Raw genomic sequence first — 17015 nt, 5'->3', positions numbered from 1 at the left:
GGGCGGGGCGGGGCGGGCAGGCCGTGCATCCGGCGCGCCCAGTCCGGCAGCAGGTCCACGCCGGCCTGCGCGGTCAGCGCCTGCAGCGGCCCGGCCGCGGGGCTGGCGGGCTTCTGCGCCATCAGCAGGCGCGCCACGGCACGGGTGCGCGAATCGACAGCCAGCTCGGGCCGCATCTCCCGGATCAGGGCCAGCGCCTCCGCCCGGCTGTGCGGTACGGGGTCGGCGCCCAGGGCCGCGCCGATCCGCGCCATCTCGGCGAAGTAGCGGTCCTGATCGGCGCCCGTCATCCGCGGCTCGGCATAGCGCAGCCAGGCGGCCAGGAAGCTCGTCGTCTCCGTCACATGCACCCAGGCAAGCAGCCGCGGGTCGCTGGCCTCATAGGGCGTGCCGTCGGGCAGCGTGCCGCGGACATGGCCATGGATGCGGCGCACGCGTTCGATCGCCGCCTCTGCCTCCTCCCGTCCCCCATAGGTGGTCTGGGCGATGAAGCGCGCGGTGCGGCGCAGCCTGCCCTGCATGTCGGAGCGGAACCGCGAATGGTCCCAGACGCCGGCCAGCACGCCGGGGTGCAGCATCTGCATCAGCAGCGCGGCGACGCCGCCGACGAGCATGGAGGTGACGTCGCCGTGAACCCGCCAGGCGACCGCGTGCGGCCCGAAAAGCCCGTCCGGCCGGCGGGTTACCGGCCGCTCGCCCTTGGCACGGTCGTTGAACAGCGCGACGACGCGCGTGGCGATCGCCGACTTGATCGGCCTGGCGAGGATATCGGCCGGAGAGGCGGCCGTGCCGCCGTTGGGATAGGCCATCAGCGTGTCGCGGCGTGGATCATCGCGCCTTTCATCTGGTGCGGATCGCCGCAATGCGAAGATGCGCGGTGATCAGTCCGCCTTGAGCCGCCGCCCCGACCGCGCCACCATCCTACCCATGAGGCGGATCCGCATCGGCGCCGGCGCCGGCTTCTCCGGCGACCGCATCGAGCCGGCGGTCGAATTGGCCGAGCAGGCCGGGCTCGACTACCTGGTCTTCGAATGTCTGGCGGAGCGCACCATCGCGCTGGCGCAGCAGGCCCGGCTGAAGGACCCCGAGGCCGGCTTCGACCCCTGGCTGGAGGAGCGGATCGAGGGGGTGCTTCCCGCCTCCCTGGCGCGCGGGACGCGCATCGTCACCAATGCGGGCGCCGCCAATCCGGAAGCCGCGGCGCGCCGTGTCGCCGCCCTCGCCCGCCGGCTCGGCGCGCCCGGGCTGCGCGTCGCCTTTGTGATCGGCGACGACGTGATGGCCGCGCTCCGCGGCAGCGACCTGCCGCTGCTGGACCGGCCGGGGACGGTGGCGGACATCGCGCCGGCCATGATCTCCGCCAATGCCTATCTCGGCGTCGGGCCGATCGTCGGCGCGCTGCGCGAGGGCGCGGATGTCGTGGTCACGGGGCGAGTCGCCGACCCGGCGCTGTTCCTGGCGCCGATGGTGCACGAATTCGGCTGGCCGGAGGATGACTGGCACCGGCTGGGCCAGGGCACGGTGGTGGGCCACCTGCTGGAATGCACGGGCCAGCTCACCGGCGGCTATTTCGCCGATCCCGGCCGGATGGACGTGCCCGACCTGGCCCGGCTCGGCTTCCCCTTCGCCGACGTGGCGGAGGACGGCAGCGCGGTGCTGGGCAAGGCGCCGGGCTCCGGCGGCGAGCTCAGCCCGCGCACCTGCACGGAGCAACTGCTCTACGAGGTGCACGATCCCGCCGCCTATCTCCAGCCGGACGTGGCGGCCGACTTCACCGGCGTGCTCTTCCGCGCGCTGGGCGCCGACCGGGTGGCGGTGGAGGGCGGCACGGGGCGCCCGCGGACCGAGACGCTAAAGGTCACCATCGGCTATCGCGACGGCTTCATCGGCGAGGGCCAGATCTCCTATGCCGGCACCGGCGCCGTGGCGCGCGCCAGGCTGGCCATGGACATCGTGGCGGAGCGGCTGCGGCTGGCCGGCATCGAGGTGGCGGAGCTGCGCCGCGACGTGATCGGCGTGGATTCCGTGCTGCGCGGCGAGCCTGGCCCGGCCGACGAGCCGCGCGACGTGCGCGCCCGCATCGCCGGCCGCACCAGCACGCTGCGCGCGGCGCAGCGCATCGGGCGGGAGGTGGAGGCGCTCTGGCTCAACGGCCCGAGCGGCGGCGGCGGTGCGACGTGGTCGGCGCGGGAGGTGATCGCGGCCGCCTCGGTCCTGCTACCGCGCAGCCGCATCCAGGCCGGCTTCGCCTTCGTGGGGGCGTGAGGAACATGAAGCTGCGCGACCTTGCGCACGGACGCGCCGGGGACAAGGGCGACGTCTCCAACATCTCGGTCATCGCGCGCGACCCCGCCGACTTCGCCTGGATCGCCCGGCACGTCACCGCGGAGCGGGTGAAGCGCCATTTCGGCGCGATGGTGACGGGCGAGGTACGGCGCCACGAGTTGCCGCAGCTCGGCGCGCTGAACTTCGTGCTGCACGGGGCGCTCGGCGGCGGGGTGACGCGCTCGCTCGCGCTCGACCCGCACGGCAAGTCGCTGTCGTCGTCGCTACTCGAGATGGAGATCCCGCCGCCGCCGCCGCGCGGCTGACCGCTGAAGGCATCCGGGTCAGCCGGGCCGTGTCACAGATGCCGGCCACCATCGACAAGGATGGTACTGCCGGTCGTCAGCCTCAGATGCGTGATCGCGGCCATGATCGCCAGGGCCACGTCGTCGGCCTCCGCCACCGTGCGCAGCGGCGTCGTCGCGGCCTGCTTCTCCACCCCGGCGCGGCCACGGCCCGGCACGAAGTCGGTCGCGACTGCCGCGGGCGAGACGCCGATCAGCCGGATCTCCGGCCCCAGCACCCGCGCCAGCGACATCGCCATGGTGTCGAGCGCCGCCTTGGACGCGCAATAGGCGATGCTGCTGCCGAGCCCGGTCACCGCCGACAGCGAGGAGACGTTGACGATCACCGCATCGCCGCCGCGGCGCAGCAGCGGCGCGAAGGCGCGGATGGTGGCGAAGGGGCCGCGGACATTGGTGACCAGGATGCGGTCGAAGGTCGCATCGTCCAGCCCGTCCAGGTCGCCATGCGGCACGGCGCGCGTGACGCCGGCGGAGTTCACCAGAACGTCGGCGCGCCCGCAGGCGCGCTCCACCTCGGCGGCGGCGGCGCCGATCGCGGCGCTGTCCTCCATCGGGATGCGCAGCGCCAGGTGGCCGTCGCCGGGCAGTTCCGCCACCAGCGCGGCCGCGCGGTCCGCCCCGGCGTTGTAGCCCACTACCACGCGGGCGCCTGCCGCGGCCAGGCGACGCACCGCGGCGGCGCCGATGCCGCTGCTGCCGCCCGTCACCACTGCCACGCGTCCCCGCAGCGGGTACTCCCCCTGCCCGCCCTGCCGCAGACCGTCCATGCCCGTCCCGCCTTCCTGCATCCGACCCGCGGCACATTGCGCCCGGCCGCGGCTTCGATCCATCCTGCCGGGACGGGAGACGATGCATGAGACGAGTCCTGGCCGCCGCCATCTGTACCGTGGTCCTGGGCCTCGCCGGTCAGGCCGGCGCGCAGGCCTGGCCCGACCGCCCGATCACCCTGGTGCAGGGCTTCGGCGCCGGCGGCAACGCGGACACCATCGCGCGCGTCATCGCCGCCCCGCTGTCCCAGGCGCTCGGGCAGCCCGTGGTGGTCGAAGGGCGCACCGGGGCGGGCGGCAACATCGCCAGCGAGCATGTCGCCCGCGCCCGGCCGGACGGGCACACCATCATCCTGCTGACCGGCGGCCATACCGTCTCCGCCGCCCTCTACCGCAGCCTGCGCTTCGACCCGGTGGAGGACTTCGCCTTCGTCTCCACCGTCGCCGTCTTCCCCTTCGTGGTCGCCACCCGCGCGGATGGGCCGATCCGCAGCCTGGCCGACCTGGTGGAGCAGGCGCGGCGCGCGCCGGGCACGCTCACCTTCAGCTCCGTCGGCATCGGCTCCACGCAGCACCTGACCGGCGAGTTGCTGGCGCAGACCGCCGGCATCCGGCTGACCCACGTGCCGTATCGCGGCGGTACCCAGCCGCTGACCGACCTGCTCAGCGGGCGGATCGACCTGATGGTCGATTCCGTGACCGTCACCGGCGCCGGCATCCGCGCCGGCACGGTGCGCGCGCTCGGCGTCACCAGCGGCGCGCCATGGCCCCTGCTGGAAGGCGCGCCCACGGTCGCCGCGACGCTGCCGGGCTTCGAGGTGCTGTCCTGGGTCGGCCTGGCTGCCCCGGCGCAGACCCCCGCGGCCGTCGTGGAGCGGCTGAACGCCGAGCTGCGCCGCGCGCTGGCCCAGCCGGAGATCCGCGACCGCCTGGGCACGCTGGGGGCGGTCGCGAGCCCGACCTCTCCGCAGGAGATGCGGCAGATGGTCGCCGGACAGATCGCGCAGTGGCGGCGCGTGGTGGACGCGGCCGGGATCGAACGGCAGTAGCGACAGCATCCGGATGCCCGCATGACCATCGCACCACCCGATCCGCTCATCGCCCTGCAGCGGCTGCGCGCGCTGGACGGCGCCGATCCCGCCGCGCTCGCCGAAGCCGCGCCGAAGGCGCGCTGGGTGTCGCTGGCCCCGGGCGAGACGGCGATCGATTTCGGCGATCTCTCGACCGACGTCTTCCTGGTGGCGGAAGGCACGGTGCGCGTCGTCCTGCGCACGACCTCGGGGCAGGAGGTGATCTTCGGCGACCTGGGCGCCGGCCAGTTCTTCGGCGAGATGGCGGCACTGGACGGAGCGCCGCGGTCGGCCAGCGTGACGGCGCTGCACCAGACGCGGCTCTGTCGCCTGCCCGGCGAGGCCTTCGTGGACATCGCGCTGCGCTCGCCGCCGATCGGGCTCCGGCTGCTGCGCATGCTCGTCGGCCGCCTGCGCACCAACGACGAGCGGCTGGTGGAACTGGCGGCGCTGCCCGTGAAGCTGCGCCTGGGCGCGGAGCTGCTGCGCCTGTCGCGCCGCCGCGGCGAGGATGCGGCCGGCGAGCGCGTCGTCAGCCCGCCCCTGCCGCAGCATGTCCTGGCGGCACGAATCGGCGCCCGGCGGGAAGCGGTGTCCCGCGAGCTCGGCGCGCTGGCGCGCGACGGGCTGGTGGAGGTGACGCCGCGCGCCATCACGCTGCCGCGCCCCGAGGTGCTGCGCGCGCTCATCGATGCGGAGCTGCGCGACGCGGCAGCGCGGCCGGAGCGCCTCGGACTGCCCTAGCCTCGTCGCGGCCTTGCCCGACCTGTGCGCTGGCGCATAACGCCGGCGCGTCCTGCCCGGCCAGATTGCGCCCAACGGCGGCACCTGTCCGCCCGACGGAGCAGCAGGACGGATCCCATGTTCGACGGCATCCCGCAGCCCCCGACGACGCTTCCCTGCGGCGCCTTCCGCCTGGATCTGGCGGCACGGCGCCTGCTCGATCCCGCCGGGCGGCCGGTGCGGCTCCGCTCGAAGTCCTTCGACGTTCTGCACACCCTGCTGCGGCATACCGGCCGGGTCGTGGGACGTGAGGAACTGCTCGACGCGGTCTGGGGCGCGGTGCACGTCACCGACGACAGCGTGACCCAATGCATCGGCGAGATCCGGCGCGCGCTCGGCACCCGGCCGGGCGTGGTGCTGCGCACCGTCGCCGGACATGGCTACATGCTGGAGCTGCCGATGGCGGCGCCCGAGGCCAGCCCGGCACTGGCGGTCGCGCCCTTCACGGCGCTGGGGCCGGAGGCAGCGCCGGTCGGCGAGGCCCTCCGGCGCGACCTGCTCGTCACGCTCGCCGGACTGGGCGGAATCCGCGTGCTCGCGCTGCCGCCGGCGGCCACGCAGGACGCCGCCGCGCTGCTGGTCGAGGGCAGCGTGCTGCACGCCGGATCGCGGCTGCGCATCACGGCGCAGCTGGTGGACGCTGCCTCCGCCCTGGTGGTCTGGGCGCAGCGCTTCGAGGCCGGCCCCGAGGCGTGCGACCTGATTGCGGTCCAGGACGAGGTCGCGGCCCACGTCTCGGCGGAGGTGCGCCGCACGCTCCGACCTGGCTGACCGACCTGGCGGACCAGCCATCATGACAGACGCACCCCGCGCCCCCGTGGCCCGCGGTTTGCTTGGCCATGCCGGGGAAAGCCCGGGAGACCTTGCATGCGCCGCCGCTCGCTCTTCGCCCTTGCCGCCGGTTGCCTGGGCGCACCGCAATTGGCGCGGGCGCAGGCAGCCACCATCCGCCTGATCGTGCCCTTCGCACCCGGCGGCGCCTCCGACACCACCGCGCGGATCATCCAGCCCGGGCTGGCCGCCGGCCTCGGGCGCACCATCGTCATCGAGAACCGGGCGGGCGCCAGCGGCTCCATCGGGACGCGGCTGGTGGTGCAGGCGCCGCCGGACGGGTCGGTGATCGGCATCTCCAACACCTCGCCGCACGGCATCGTGCCGCTGGCCATGCAGCCTCCGCCCTATGACGGCGACCGCGACTTCACGCATATCGCCATGGTGGCGGATACGCCCACCGTGATGCTGGTGCCCGGCAACAGCCCGTTCCGCAGCTTCCAGGACGTGCTGGCCGCGGCGCGGGGCCGTGCGCAGGGCATCGCCTATGGCAGTTCCGGCGCGGGCGGCGTGCAGCACCTGCAGGGCGAGATGCTGGCGAAGGTGGCGGGCGGCACCTGGGTGCACGTGCCCTATCGCGGCACCGGGCCCGGGCTGCAGGCGACCATCGCAGGAGAGGTGGATACCTTCCTGACGCCGCTCGCCGGCACCACCGGCGCGATCGAGGCCGGGCAGGTGCGCGCCATCGCGGTCTCGACGCCGGAACCCTTTGCGGCGCTGCCGGGGGTGCCGACCTATGCCGCGCTCGGCTTCCGCGACCTCACGGTCTCCTCCTGGACCGGCATCTCCGGCCCGCGCGGCATGCCCGCTCCGCTGGTGGCGGAGATGCACGCCGCCATGCAGCGCGTCCTGGCGGAGCCGGACACGCAGCGCCGGCTGATCGCGGCGGGGCTCTATCCCCTGCCCCGCCCGGTCTCCTCGGCCGAGTACCAGGCGATCCATGCCGACTTCGCCCGGGTCTGGGGGCCCGTCGTGCGGGAAGCGCGCATCACCATCGACTGACAGCACGCGCCCTGGCGGGGCGAGCGCCGCTATCCCGTGATCCCGATCTGCCAGGGCGCGAATTCGTGCCGGCCGAGGCCGAGCTCCTCGCTCCTGCTCTTCTCGCCGGAGGCGATGCGCAGCAGCAGGTCCAGGATGCGCTCGCCCATCTCATCCAGCGTCGCGGTGCCGTCCAGGATCTCGCCGCAGTTGATGTCCATGTCGTCCTGCAGGCGACGGTACATCGGCGTGTTGGTGGCGAGCTTCACCGACGGCACCGGCTTCGCGCCGTACATCGATCCGCGCCCGGTGGTGAAGGCGATGATGTTGGCGCCGCCGGCGATCTGGCCGGTGGCGGAGACCGGGTCGAAGCCCGGCGTGTCCATGAAGACGAAGCCCTTCGCGGTCACCGGCTCGGCATAGCGGTAGACGCCCATCAGCGGCCCCGTGCCGCCCTTCATCATGGCGCCCAGCGACTTCTCGAAGATGTTGGCGAGGCCGCCGGCCTGGTTGCCCGGGCTGACCACGCCGTTGATCTGGGTGTCGCGGCCAGCGGCATAGACGTCCTTCCACCAGCGGATGCGCTCCAGCAGCGTCTCGCCGATCTCGCGGCTGGCGGCGCGGCGCGTCAGCGTGTGCTCCACGCCGTAGATTTCCGGCGTCTCCGACAGGATCCCCGTGCCGCCATGCCGGGCGAGCAGGTCCACCGCCGCGCCGAGCGCCGGGTTGGCGGTGATCGAGGAGAAGCCGTCGGAGCCGCCGCATTGCAGCCCGATGCAGAGATGCGCGGCGGAGACGGTGCTGCGCGTCGCGCGGTTGGCCTCCGGCAGCATCTCCTTCACCGCGGCGATGCCGGCCTCGATGGACTTCTTCGTCCCGCCGACCTCCTGCATCACCATGGTGCGCAGCATCGGGCCGGGCTCCATGCCCTGCTCGGCCAGCAGGCCGGCGATCTGGTTGCGCTCGCAGCCCAGGCCGACGACCAGCACGCCGGCCACGTTGGCGTGCCGCATGTAGCCGCCGAGGGTCCGCCTCAGCAGCTGCATCGGCTCCCCGGAAAGTTCCATCCCGCAGCCGGTGGAGTGGGTGAAGGCGGCGACGCCGTCCACGTTCGGGAAGTCGGCCAGGCGCTCCGGCGTGAAGTGGTCGGCGATGGCGTGCGCAACGGTGGCCGAGCAGTTCACCGTGGAGACGATGGCGATGAAGTTGCGCGTGCCGACCCGGCCATCGGCGCGGACAATCCCCTCGAAGGTCTTGCGCTCCGCTTCGGGCACCGGCTCCACCGGGCGGTAGTCGCGACCGATCGCGGGATCGCGGTCGAACTCGCGGAACTCGATGTTGTGGCCGTGCATCATGGTGCCGGCCGGCGTGTCCTCCGCGGCGAAGCCGATGGTGACCTGGTATTTCAGCACCGGGTCGCCCTTGCGCAGGTGCTGGGTGGCGATCTTGTAGCCGGCCGGCGCCTTCTGGCGGGCGACCACGTTCTCGCCCGGGATCACCGTGCCGGGCTCGATGTCCACCCGCGCGACGACGACGTTGTCGTCCGGATGCAGGCGGATGACCGCGCCGTTCAGGCGCTTGGCATCCAGGTCGATCATGCGGTTGCCTCCCAGTCCTCGCCTGGGGTCTCCGGCAGGCGCGCGCCAATGTCCAGCCCCCGGCAGGGCTGAGGCTGCAATGTTGCGATGCAGCATCGATGAGACATGTCGCGCGTTCCGGGATAGGATTTGCTCACGGCGTCGCGAGCGGCCATAAAGAGGTTTCGTTGCAGGGGGGTCGCCTTGGCGGAATTCTGGGCTGAGTGGGGCATGCTCGCCTATGGGGCGGCCGCGCTCTGGGCCTTCTTCGAAGGCGAGACCTTCGTGCTGGTGGCAGCCGCGGCCGGTGCGGCCACGGGTGTCGTGGATCCCTGGATCCTGATGATCTCGGTCTGGCTCGGCTCCTTCGCCGGGGACCAGACCTGGTTCACCCTGGGACGCAAGTTCGGTCCGGCCGCGCTGCGGCGCTGGCCCAATGCGGAGGCGAAGGTTGCGCGTTGCTCCGGTCTTCTGGAGCGGTACGGCGCGCTGTTCGTGCTGAGCTTCCGCTTCCTCTACGGCATCCGCAACGTGGCGTCGGCCGCATGCGGCATCGCAGGCATGGACCACAAGCGCTTCGCGGTCCTCAATTTCATCGCGGCCGGCATCTGGGCGGCAAGCTTCGTCGCTGCCGGATGGTTCCTCGGCGCGCTGCTCGGGCCTACGCGGCTGCTGTGGTGCCTCGCCGGGGTCGCCGTCACTGTCGTCTGCGTCATCCTGCTTCGCCGCGTCCTGCGGAACCGGCGCGTGGCCCAGGCCGGGGCCGGCGGCTGAGCCTCAGCCGCCCGGAAAGGGGAAGGCGTCGAGTTCCGCCTGGTAATCGGGTTCGACGCCGATATCGGCCGCGCGCAGAAAGCGCGCGACGCCGACATAGAAGGCCGAGACGAGGAGCAGTTCGGTCACCGCGTCCTCGGCCAGGTGGGCCCTCAGCGCGGCTAGCGTGCCGTCGGGCAGGGTGCCGTCGCCTTCGGCGATCTCTCGCGCGGCCTGCAGCACGGCGGCGACCGCGGGCTCGGTCGCTGCCCCGCCCTGGGCGACCAGCCTCAGATCGGCCTCGGTGACGCCGAAGTCGCGGCCTATCCGGATATGGTGCGACCATTCATAGGCCGAACGCAGCACCCAGGCGACCTGCAGGATCGCCAGATCCCGCAGCCTCGGGTCGAGCCGGCTGCGGTGGCGGATCTGGTTGGCCAGGCCGAGGAAGGCACGCGTCAGGCCGGGGGCGTTCGCCATGGCGCGGTAGAGGTGGATCGGCCGCGCCAGCAGGTCGCGATCGGCTGGGGCCAGGTCCTCGAGTGCGAGGTAGCGAAGCCGGGGCATGTCTTTCCTCCTCTGGCGCCATGCGCGAAGGGCTTGCCGCGCCTCGGCATCATCGGCCATGCCGTCGCGGTCACCAAACCGAGGGGGGCGACGGGACCAGCTTGACCAGGGTCAACGCCCAGGTCCGCCCCCAGGTCTTCAATGACACCCTCGGCGCCGCGCAGGGCGGGCCATCGGCAAGGAGCACGACGACGCCTGCGATCCGGCGCGATGATGACCGCGAACGGCGCCCGCCATGACCGGCCGGGCCTCCCCCTCCACGCTGCGTGCCTTCGTCGCGCTCTCGGCCCCCTGGCTGGGGCGCTGGCGCACGCGCGGCGCCATCCTGCTGCTGCTGCTGCTCACTGCGTCGCAGGTGGCGCTGGCGATCGCCTTCAACCTCTGGAACGCCCGGCTTTTCGATGCGCTGGAGCAGCGCAACGCCGCCGCGCTGCTGCGCGAGGTCTGGATTTTCGCGCTGATCCTGCTGGGCATCGTGCTGAGCAACGCGGCGCAGCTGGAAGCGAAGCGCGGCATCGCGCTGGCCTGGCGCCAGGCACTGACGGAACGCCTGCTCGGCGCCTGGCTGGCCGATGGCCGGCACTGGCGCCTTTCCCAGCTGCTCGACAGCCCGGACAACCCGGATGGCCGCATCGCGGAAGACATCCGGATCGCCACGGAGCACGCCGTCGAACTCGCCTCCACCCTGTTCTTCTGCAGCACCACGCTCATCGCCTTCCTGGGCATCCTGTGGTCGCTCTCCGGCGTGGTGCAGGTGCTCGGGCTGCCGGTGCCCGGCCACATGGTCTGGCTCGCGCTGCTCTATGCGGCGATGGGCGCGGCCGCGGCCTTCGCGCTCGGGCGACCGCTGACCACCGCGACCGAGGCGCGGCAGCGCGCGGAGGCAGATTTCCGCTTCGGCATGGCGCGCAACCGCGACCATGCAGAGGCGCTCGGGCTGGCGCGTGGCGAGACGACTGCCCGCGCCGGCCTGGCGCAGCGCTTCGGCGCGCTATCGGTCGCCTGGCGGCAGCAGAGCGAGGCGCTGCGCAACCTGACCGGCTTCCAGTCCGCCTACACCACGCTTGCGCCGATCCTGCCCATCCTGGTGTCCGCGCCGCGGTACCTGGGCGGCCAGCTGAGCCTGGGCGGGCTGATGCAGATCGCGCAGGGCTTCCAGCAGACCGTCGTGGCGCTATCCTGGCCGGTGGACCAGGCGGCGCGGCTGGCGGAATGGCATGCCTCCGCCGACCGCGTACTGGCCCTGCTCGATGCGATCGAGAGCGCGGAGGCGGAGCCGGGAAGCCTGCGCCCGGACGACCGCGGCGCCGCGCTGGCGCTTTCCGGCCTGATCCTGCGCCATCCGGACGGCTCGGCGCTGTGCGGTCCGCTGGACGCCACCCTGCCGCTCGGCAGCCGGGTGTCGGTGACCGGCGATGCCGCGGCGGCGACGGCCCTGTTCCTTGCCATCGCCGGCCTGTGGCCCTGGGGCGAGGGGCGGCTGGTGCGCCCGGCGATGCACGCGCTCGGCGCGTTGCCACGCCACCCCTGGCTGCCGGATGCGACCCTGGCCGACCTGCTCACGCCGCCGAGCGGCGCGCCGCGGGCGGCGCTGGCTGCGGCGCTCGATGTCGTCGGGTTGGGCACGCTGGCGACGCGGCTGGACGAGACGGCCGACTGGGCGGCGACCCTGGACGAGGGGGACAGGCTGCGGCTGGGTTTCGCACGGCTGCTGCTGGGACGGCCCGACCTGGTGCTGATGGACGACCTGCCGGCCGTGCTGGGCGCGGAGGAGACGAAGCGGCTTCTCGGCATCCTGACCATGGCGATGCCGCAGGCGATCCTGCTGGTGGCGGATCACGGCGCGCTCGATCTGCCGGAACGGCTGGAGCTGGTCGCGCCGGTGAACGTGCCACGCGGCCGCGCCGCGCAGGCCGCCGCCCGCCGCCGCGCCTCACAATTCGCGGACTGGCTGCGGCGCGGCTTCGGCCACGCGCAGGAGTGACCGCACCGCGCCGTAACACGGCGCCCGCCTGTCGTCCTCCTATTCGATGCGGAAATGCGCCTCGGTCGGCGTCCGGTCCACGCCGTTGATCGGCAGCACGTCCTGCGGGCAGGCGGAGAAGGCGACGACGAGGTCCATCTCCGCCCGCAGCGCGATCGAACTGCCGGGCGTGGAGACCGGCGCTTCGAAGCTGACGGTGCCGTCCGGATGAACGGGGATGTTCATGAAGAGGTTCAGCGGGCTCGGCACCTCCGGGGGCACCAGGCCGATCTCCGCCATGCCGGCGACCAGGTTGTCCTGGCAGTTGTCGTGGTAGCCCTCGACACCCAGGAAGGCGTAGCGGTGACAGTCGCAGGCCGCGATCAGCGTGTCGTGGATGCCGCCGGAAGTGTCCTCCGTGACCGTCAGCATCGGGCGGCGGCGGTTGCTGCGCAGCGTGTCGCCGACGCGCGGGATCAGCCGCAGCATGTGCGCGCGGCTGTGCTCCATGGACATGAACTCCGCCAGGTCGGCGGCGCTGAACGCCCAGGTGTCCACGACCTGCTGGCCATGCGTGTTGACGACGCGCACGGTCTGGCCGGCGGCGACGCGGGTCGCCTTGCCGCGGCGGGCGGGGATGGTCTGCAGCGTCATGGCGGGGACTCCCGGTCCGAGGGATAGGCGCGGCAATCCGCGGCATGCCAGCCGAAGCCCAGCGTCTCGCCGGGCGCCGGGCGGGGGCCGTCGCCGCTGTTGGGCAGCTTGAACAGCAGCTCCGCACCGCCGGGCAGTGCGGCATGGCCGCGGATCTGGTCGCCGAGGAAGACGATCTCGGTCACGCGTGCCTGCACGCGGTTGGCGCAGGACTCGGCGGCGTTCCCCAACCGAACGCGCTCCGGCCGCAGCGACATCGTGGCGGCGGAGCCCGGTGCAAGCGGCACGACGGCCTGCACCTGCACGACCAGGTCGCCCGCGGCGCGCACCGTGCAGCCCCCTTCCCCGGTCGTCAGGACAGTGCCGTCGAGGCGGTTGCTCTCACCGACGAAGAAGGCGACGAAGGCCGTGGCGGGTTGCTCGTAGAGCTCCGTGGCCGCGGCGACCTGCTGCACCACGCCCTCGCTGAACACGGCGACGCGGTCGGACATGGTCAGCGCCTCCGACTGGTCGTGCGTGACATAGACCATGGTGACGCCCAGCTCGGCATGCAGGCGCTTCAGCTCGTACTGCATCTGCTCCCGCAGCTGCCGGTCCAGCGCGCCGAGCGGCTCGTCCAGCAGCACCAGGCGCGGTTCGAAGACCAGGGCGCGGGCCAGGGCCACGCGCTGCTGCTGGCCGCCCGAAAGCTGTGCCGGCCGCCGGTCGGCATAGCCGGGCAGCCGGACCATCTGCAGCGCGCGCTCCACGCGCGCCTTCGCCTCCGCGGCGGGAACCTTGCGGACCTCCAGCGGGAAGGCGACGTTCTCCGCCACCGTCATGTGCGGGAACAGCGCGTAGTTCTGGAACACCATGCCGATGTCACGGCGATGCGGCGGCAGGTGCAGGACGGACCGGCCCTCCACCTCAATGCTGCCGGAGGTCACGCCCTCGAAGCCGGCCAGCATCATCAGCGTGGTGGTCTTGCCCGAGCCAGATGGCCCGAGCAGCGTCAGAAACTCCCCGCGCCGGACCTCGAGGTTCAGGTCGCGCACGACCCGCACGCGCCCGTCATAGGTCTTGTTGACGTCCCGGAAGGCGACGATGGTCGGGGATGGCGGGGCGCTCATGCGCCATTCCAGCTGTCGAAGCTCGGCGGGAACTCCTGGTCCACGGTGCGCCCGGCCCAGTGGAAGTCCTTGAAGCCGGCCCAGACCTTGCCAGCGACGCGGCGCGCCTCCGCCAGCACCGCCCGCTGATTCCAGGCCAGCACCTGGCGGTCCGCCATCACGGTGCGGCCATCCACCACGGTGCGCTCCACCATGTCGCCGGTGCCGAAATAGACAAGCGAGCGGATCGGGTCGATCACCGGGCCGATGGTGGCGTTGTCGAAATCCACCACGACGATGTCGGCCTTGGCGCCCGGCGCCAGCCGCCCGAGATCGTCGCGGCCGAGCGCCGCGGCGCCGCCCAGCGTCGCGGCGCGGAACAGGTCCCGCGCCGCCGGCGCCTCCGGGTCGCGCTCCACCAGCTTCCCGACGATGGCGCCCATCCGCATCTCGCTGATGATGTCGGACGGGTTGGCATCGGTGCCGAGGGCGAGGTTGATGCCGGCGCGCAGGAAGCGCGGGATGCTCTCGAAGGCCAGCCCCCGGCGCGCATAGGCAACCGGCGAGTGGGAGACGCTGGCGCCGCTCTCCGCAATCAGCTCCAGGTCGCCCGGCCAGGGCCAGGCGGTCAGGCTGTGGCCGGCGACGTAGAGCGCGTGGCCAAGCACCACATCGGGCCCGAGGAAGCCCTCATCGGCCAGCAGCTGCGCCGGCGTGCGGGAGGTGCGGCGCACCGTCTCGTGGAACTCGAACAGCTGCTCGCAGAAATGCGTGGTGATGCGCAGGCCGAGCCGCGTCGCGGCCTGCCGCGTTGCGTGGCGCAGCGCCGGCGTGGAGGTGTAGAACTCGTTCAGCACCAGGATGCCGCGCAGACGGCCTTCATGCGCGCCGTCGTGGCGGGCGACGAAGTCGCAGGCGGCCTCGAGCCCGGCCATGCCGCCCGCCTCGTCCCATTCCACCAGGAAGCGGCCATCCTCGGCATAGCGGAAGTCCGCGGCGGTGAAGCTCGGCGAATAGTAGATGCGGATGCCGCTCTGCCCGGCCAGCGCGGCGACGGTCTCCCCCTTGTCAGGCGCGCCGTTGTCCATCTCCAGCACGGTGGTGACGCCGGAGAGCAGATGCGTCGTCAGGCAGAAGCGCACCGCCACGTCGGGCTCGCCCGGCGCCTGGAAGCTCGGCCCGCCCGCGAGCTTGCGCCCGGCATAGTTGGTGAAGCCGCTGCGCATGAAGTCTCGGCGGCCGCCGTCGATCACCATGCGGTAGCCCTCGTTCAGCCGCAGATGCGCATGCGTGCTGATCAGGCCGGGGATCACCAGGCGATAGGGCCGGTCGATCACCTCGTCCGCCTGGCCGTCCCAGTCGCGGCCGACATGGATGATGCGGTCGCCGCGATAGACCACGACGCCCGGCGAGATGATGCGGTGATCCGTGCCGTCGAAGGCGACCACCCACTGGCCACGGATCAGCGTGGTGCGCGGTTCGGCCATTCCCATCCCCCTCAACGCTCGCCCCGCAGCCGGGCGCTGCGGCGGCGGAGTGCCTCGATCACCAGCATGAACACGACGGAAGCCGCCATCAGCACCACGGCAGCTGCGGCAACCGTCGGCGTGATGGATTCCTGCACGCCGGACCAGAGCTGGCGCGGCAGGGTGCGCTGCTCCGGCGCCGCGACGAAGATCGTCACCACCAGCTCGTCGAAGGAGTGGATGAAGGCGAACAGCGCGCCGGAGACGACGCCGGGCAGGATGATGGGCAGCGTGACGCGGCGGAACACCTGCCGCGGCGTGGCGCCGAGCCCGCCGGCGGCGCGGATCAGCGACGGGTCGAAGCCCTGCAGCGTCGCCAGCACGGTGATCACGACGAAGGGCATGGACAGGATGGTGTGCGCCACCACCAGCCCGGCATAGGTGCCCAGCAGGCCCAGCCAGGCGAAGTGGTAGAAGGCCGCGACGGCGAAGATCACCACCGGCACGATCAGCGGCGTGACCAGCAGGCCCAGCGCCAGCCGGGCCACCCGCCCGCGGAGCCGCCAGAGCCCGAGCGCCGCCAGCGTGCCGAACGCCGTCGCCGCCGCGGTGGTGGGCAGCGCGATGAGCAGGCTGTTGCGCAGCGCGCTGGACCAGTGCGGATGCGTCAGCAGCTCCTCGTACCATTGCAGCGACAGGCCGGGCAGCGGGAAGACCAGCAGCGTGCCGCTGGTGAGCGAGAGCGGGACGATGACGAGAAGCGGAGCCACCAGCACGGCCAGCAGCACGCCGGACAGCCAGAAGGCGCCGCGGATCGCCGTGCGTTCCAGCCGGCCGGCATGGGGGGCGAAGCGCGGCATCAGCGCACCCGCAGCCGATCGAGGCCGATGGTGCGCGCCAGCACCGCGTAGATCAGCGCCACCATCCCCAGCAGCAGCACGGACAGCGCCGCCGCCATGCCCCAGTTCACGGAATCGGCCGTGAAGTAGGCGATGAAGTAGGCGATCATCTGGTCGCGCGGCCCGCCCACCAGCTGCGGCGTGATGTAGTAGCCGAGCGCCATGATGAAGACGAGCGCGGCGCCCGCCACCACGCCCGGCAGCGCCTGCGGCAGGTAGACGCGGCGGAACACCTTCAGCGGCGGCGCGCCGAGGCCGGCCGCCGCGCGAAGGTGGTCGCGCGGGATGCCGCGCAGCACGCCGAACAGCGGCAGCACGAAGAAGGGCAACAGCACATGCGCCATCACCACCAGCGTGCCGAGCCGGTTGTAGATCAGCGCCAGCGGCTCCGCGATCAGGCCGAGGTCGATCAGCGTGCGATTCACCAGGCCGTTGCGCTGCAGCAGGATCACCCAGGCCGTCGCGCGCACCAGCAGCGAGGTCCAGAAGGGCAGCAGCACCAGCACCAGCATCCAGTTCGCCGCGCGCGGCCCGGCCGCGGCCATGGCGTAGGCCAGCGGGAAGCCAAGCAGCGCGCAGGCCAGCGTGACGGCGGCGCTGATGCCCAGGGTGCGCAGGATGAGCTCCAGGAACAGCGCGCGGTCGGGCGGCACCTGTGCGATGCCGCCCTGCCCGTCCCGCTCCAGGTCCAGGGCGGCGAGCATGTAGAAGCCGGTCACGGGATGCCGCTCATCGCGCAGCACCCGCCAGTAGGCGGGGTCGCCCCAGCGCCGGTCCAGTCGGATCAGCGCCGCGCGCCACTCCGCTTGCGGCTCGGGCGGCAGGCGCTCCGCGCTGCGCAGGATCACCGTGCGGAAGCCCGGGATGTTGTGGTTCAGCCGCCGCCCGAGCGCCGCGGCAGCGCCCCGGTCGGGCAGCGCGCGGAGATCCGCGGCGAGCGCGGCGAAGGCAGCCTCCCCCGGCAGGTCGCGCCCGTCCCACGCCTG

17 protein-coding genes are annotated in these 17015 nt (G+C 72.7%); 8 read left to right on the top strand and 9 right to left on the bottom strand.

Annotated elements, in window-relative coordinates; all coding sequences use genetic code 11:
* The coding region (locus tag OZN99_RS10520; RefSeq protein WP_270935168.1) for an oxygenase MpaB family protein at window positions 1–809 on the bottom strand (809 nt) is incomplete at its 3' end.
* A gap of 118 nt (window positions 810–927) precedes the next feature.
* Here OZN99_RS10520 and OZN99_RS10515 point away from each other — a divergent pair.
* Both OZN99_RS10515 and OZN99_RS10510 read left to right on the top strand, forming a co-directional pair.
* Window positions 928–2265: an acyclic terpene utilization AtuA family protein gene (locus tag OZN99_RS10515; RefSeq protein ID WP_270935167.1), complete on the top strand. Its 1338-nt coding sequence runs from the start codon at window positions 928–930 to the stop codon at window positions 2263–2265.
* Window positions 2266–2270: 5 nt separating this feature from the next.
* Window positions 2271–2591 carry an AtuA-related protein gene (locus OZN99_RS10510; protein ID WP_270935166.1) on the top strand — a complete coding sequence of 107 codons (321 nt, stop codon included), beginning with the start codon at window positions 2271–2273 and terminating at the stop codon, window positions 2589–2591.
* 32 nt (window positions 2592–2623) lie between these two features.
* Here the strand turns inward: OZN99_RS10510 and OZN99_RS10505 are convergent, their stop codons facing one another.
* Complete coding sequence (locus OZN99_RS10505) at window positions 2624–3397, bottom strand: SDR family NAD(P)-dependent oxidoreductase (RefSeq protein WP_270935165.1); 774 nt, start codon at window positions 3395–3397, stop codon at window positions 2624–2626.
* Window positions 3398–3483: 86 nt separating this feature from the next.
* Between OZN99_RS10505 and OZN99_RS10500 the strand changes: the two genes are divergently transcribed.
* The 4 genes from OZN99_RS10500 (at window position 3484) to OZN99_RS10485 (ending at window position 7083) form a co-directional block, all read left to right on the top strand.
* Complete coding sequence (locus OZN99_RS10500; RefSeq protein ID WP_270935164.1) at window positions 3484–4446, top strand: tripartite tricarboxylate transporter substrate binding protein; 963 nt, start codon at window positions 3484–3486, stop codon at window positions 4444–4446.
* Window positions 4447–4467: 21 nt separating this feature from the next.
* Window positions 4468–5211, top strand: coding sequence for a Crp/Fnr family transcriptional regulator (locus tag OZN99_RS10495; protein WP_270935163.1), 744 nt, complete (start codon window positions 4468–4470; stop codon window positions 5209–5211).
* Between the two features lie 117 nt (window positions 5212–5328).
* Window positions 5329–6021, top strand: coding sequence for a winged helix-turn-helix domain-containing protein (locus tag OZN99_RS10490; protein ID WP_270935162.1), 693 nt, complete (start codon window positions 5329–5331; stop codon window positions 6019–6021).
* Window positions 6022–6117: 96 nt separating this feature from the next.
* Window positions 6118–7083, top strand: coding sequence for a Bug family tripartite tricarboxylate transporter substrate binding protein (locus OZN99_RS10485; protein WP_270935161.1), 966 nt, complete (start codon window positions 6118–6120; stop codon window positions 7081–7083).
* Between the two features lie 29 nt (window positions 7084–7112).
* Here OZN99_RS10485 and OZN99_RS10480 read toward each other — a convergent pair whose 3' ends face one another.
* The gene (locus tag OZN99_RS10480) at window positions 7113–8660 is read right to left on the bottom strand and encodes a UxaA family hydrolase (protein ID WP_270935160.1); all 1548 of its coding nucleotides are present in this window, start codon (window positions 8658–8660) and stop codon (window positions 7113–7115) included.
* 183 nt (window positions 8661–8843) lie between these two features.
* On the opposite strand from OZN99_RS10480, the gene OZN99_RS10475 reads away from it, so the two are divergent.
* Complete coding sequence (locus tag OZN99_RS10475) at window positions 8844–9413, top strand: DedA family protein (RefSeq protein WP_270935159.1); 570 nt, start codon at window positions 8844–8846, stop codon at window positions 9411–9413.
* A 3-nt stretch (window positions 9414–9416) separates the two neighbouring features.
* Here the strand turns inward: OZN99_RS10475 and OZN99_RS10470 are convergent, their stop codons facing one another.
* Window positions 9417–9959 (bottom strand): carboxymuconolactone decarboxylase family protein, encoded by a 543-nt coding sequence (locus OZN99_RS10470; protein ID WP_270935158.1) that lies wholly within the window; start codon window positions 9957–9959, stop codon window positions 9417–9419.
* Window positions 9960–10194: 235 nt separating this feature from the next.
* Here OZN99_RS10470 and OZN99_RS10465 point away from each other — a divergent pair, with 235 nt between their 5' ends.
* Window positions 10195–11943 (top strand): ABC transporter ATP-binding protein/permease, encoded by a 1749-nt coding sequence (locus OZN99_RS10465; RefSeq protein ID WP_270935157.1) that lies wholly within the window; start codon window positions 10195–10197, stop codon window positions 11941–11943.
* A gap of 39 nt (window positions 11944–11982) precedes the next feature.
* On the opposite strand, the gene OZN99_RS10460 is transcribed toward OZN99_RS10465, so the two are convergent.
* The 5 genes from OZN99_RS10460 to OZN99_RS10440 form a co-directional block, all read right to left on the bottom strand.
* Window positions 11983–12576 carry an urea carboxylase-associated family protein gene (locus tag OZN99_RS10460; protein ID WP_270935156.1) on the bottom strand — a complete coding sequence of 198 codons (594 nt, stop codon included), beginning with the start codon at window positions 12574–12576 and terminating at the stop codon, window positions 11983–11985.
* The gene (locus OZN99_RS10455) at window positions 12573–13685 is read right to left on the bottom strand and encodes an ABC transporter ATP-binding protein (protein ID WP_270935155.1); all 1113 of its coding nucleotides are present in this window, start codon (window positions 13683–13685) and stop codon (window positions 12573–12575) included. The genes OZN99_RS10460 and OZN99_RS10455 overlap by 4 nt, the downstream gene beginning before the upstream one ends.
* Window positions 13682–15151 carry a chlorohydrolase family protein gene (locus tag OZN99_RS10450; protein WP_270935154.1) on the bottom strand — a complete coding sequence of 490 codons (1470 nt, stop codon included), beginning with the start codon at window positions 15149–15151 and terminating at the stop codon, window positions 13682–13684. The genes OZN99_RS10455 and OZN99_RS10450 overlap by 4 nt, the downstream gene beginning before the upstream one ends.
* Window positions 15152–15162: 11 nt before the next feature.
* Window positions 15163–15990 (bottom strand): ABC transporter permease, encoded by an 828-nt coding sequence (locus OZN99_RS10445; protein ID WP_270935153.1) that lies wholly within the window; start codon window positions 15988–15990, stop codon window positions 15163–15165.
* Window positions 15990–17015, bottom strand: a 1026-nt coding sequence (locus tag OZN99_RS10440) for an ABC transporter permease (RefSeq protein WP_270935152.1), incomplete at its 5' end; no start/stop codon positions are given. The genes OZN99_RS10440 and OZN99_RS10445, both read right to left, overlap by 1 nt.

The organism is Falsiroseomonas oryzae (assembly GCF_027856955.1).
Classification (GTDB): domain Bacteria; phylum Pseudomonadota; class Alphaproteobacteria; order Acetobacterales; family Acetobacteraceae; genus Falsiroseomonas; species Falsiroseomonas oryzae.
Note: the sequence above shows the minus strand (reverse complement) of the source record. Positions and strands in the feature narration are given on the sequence as shown.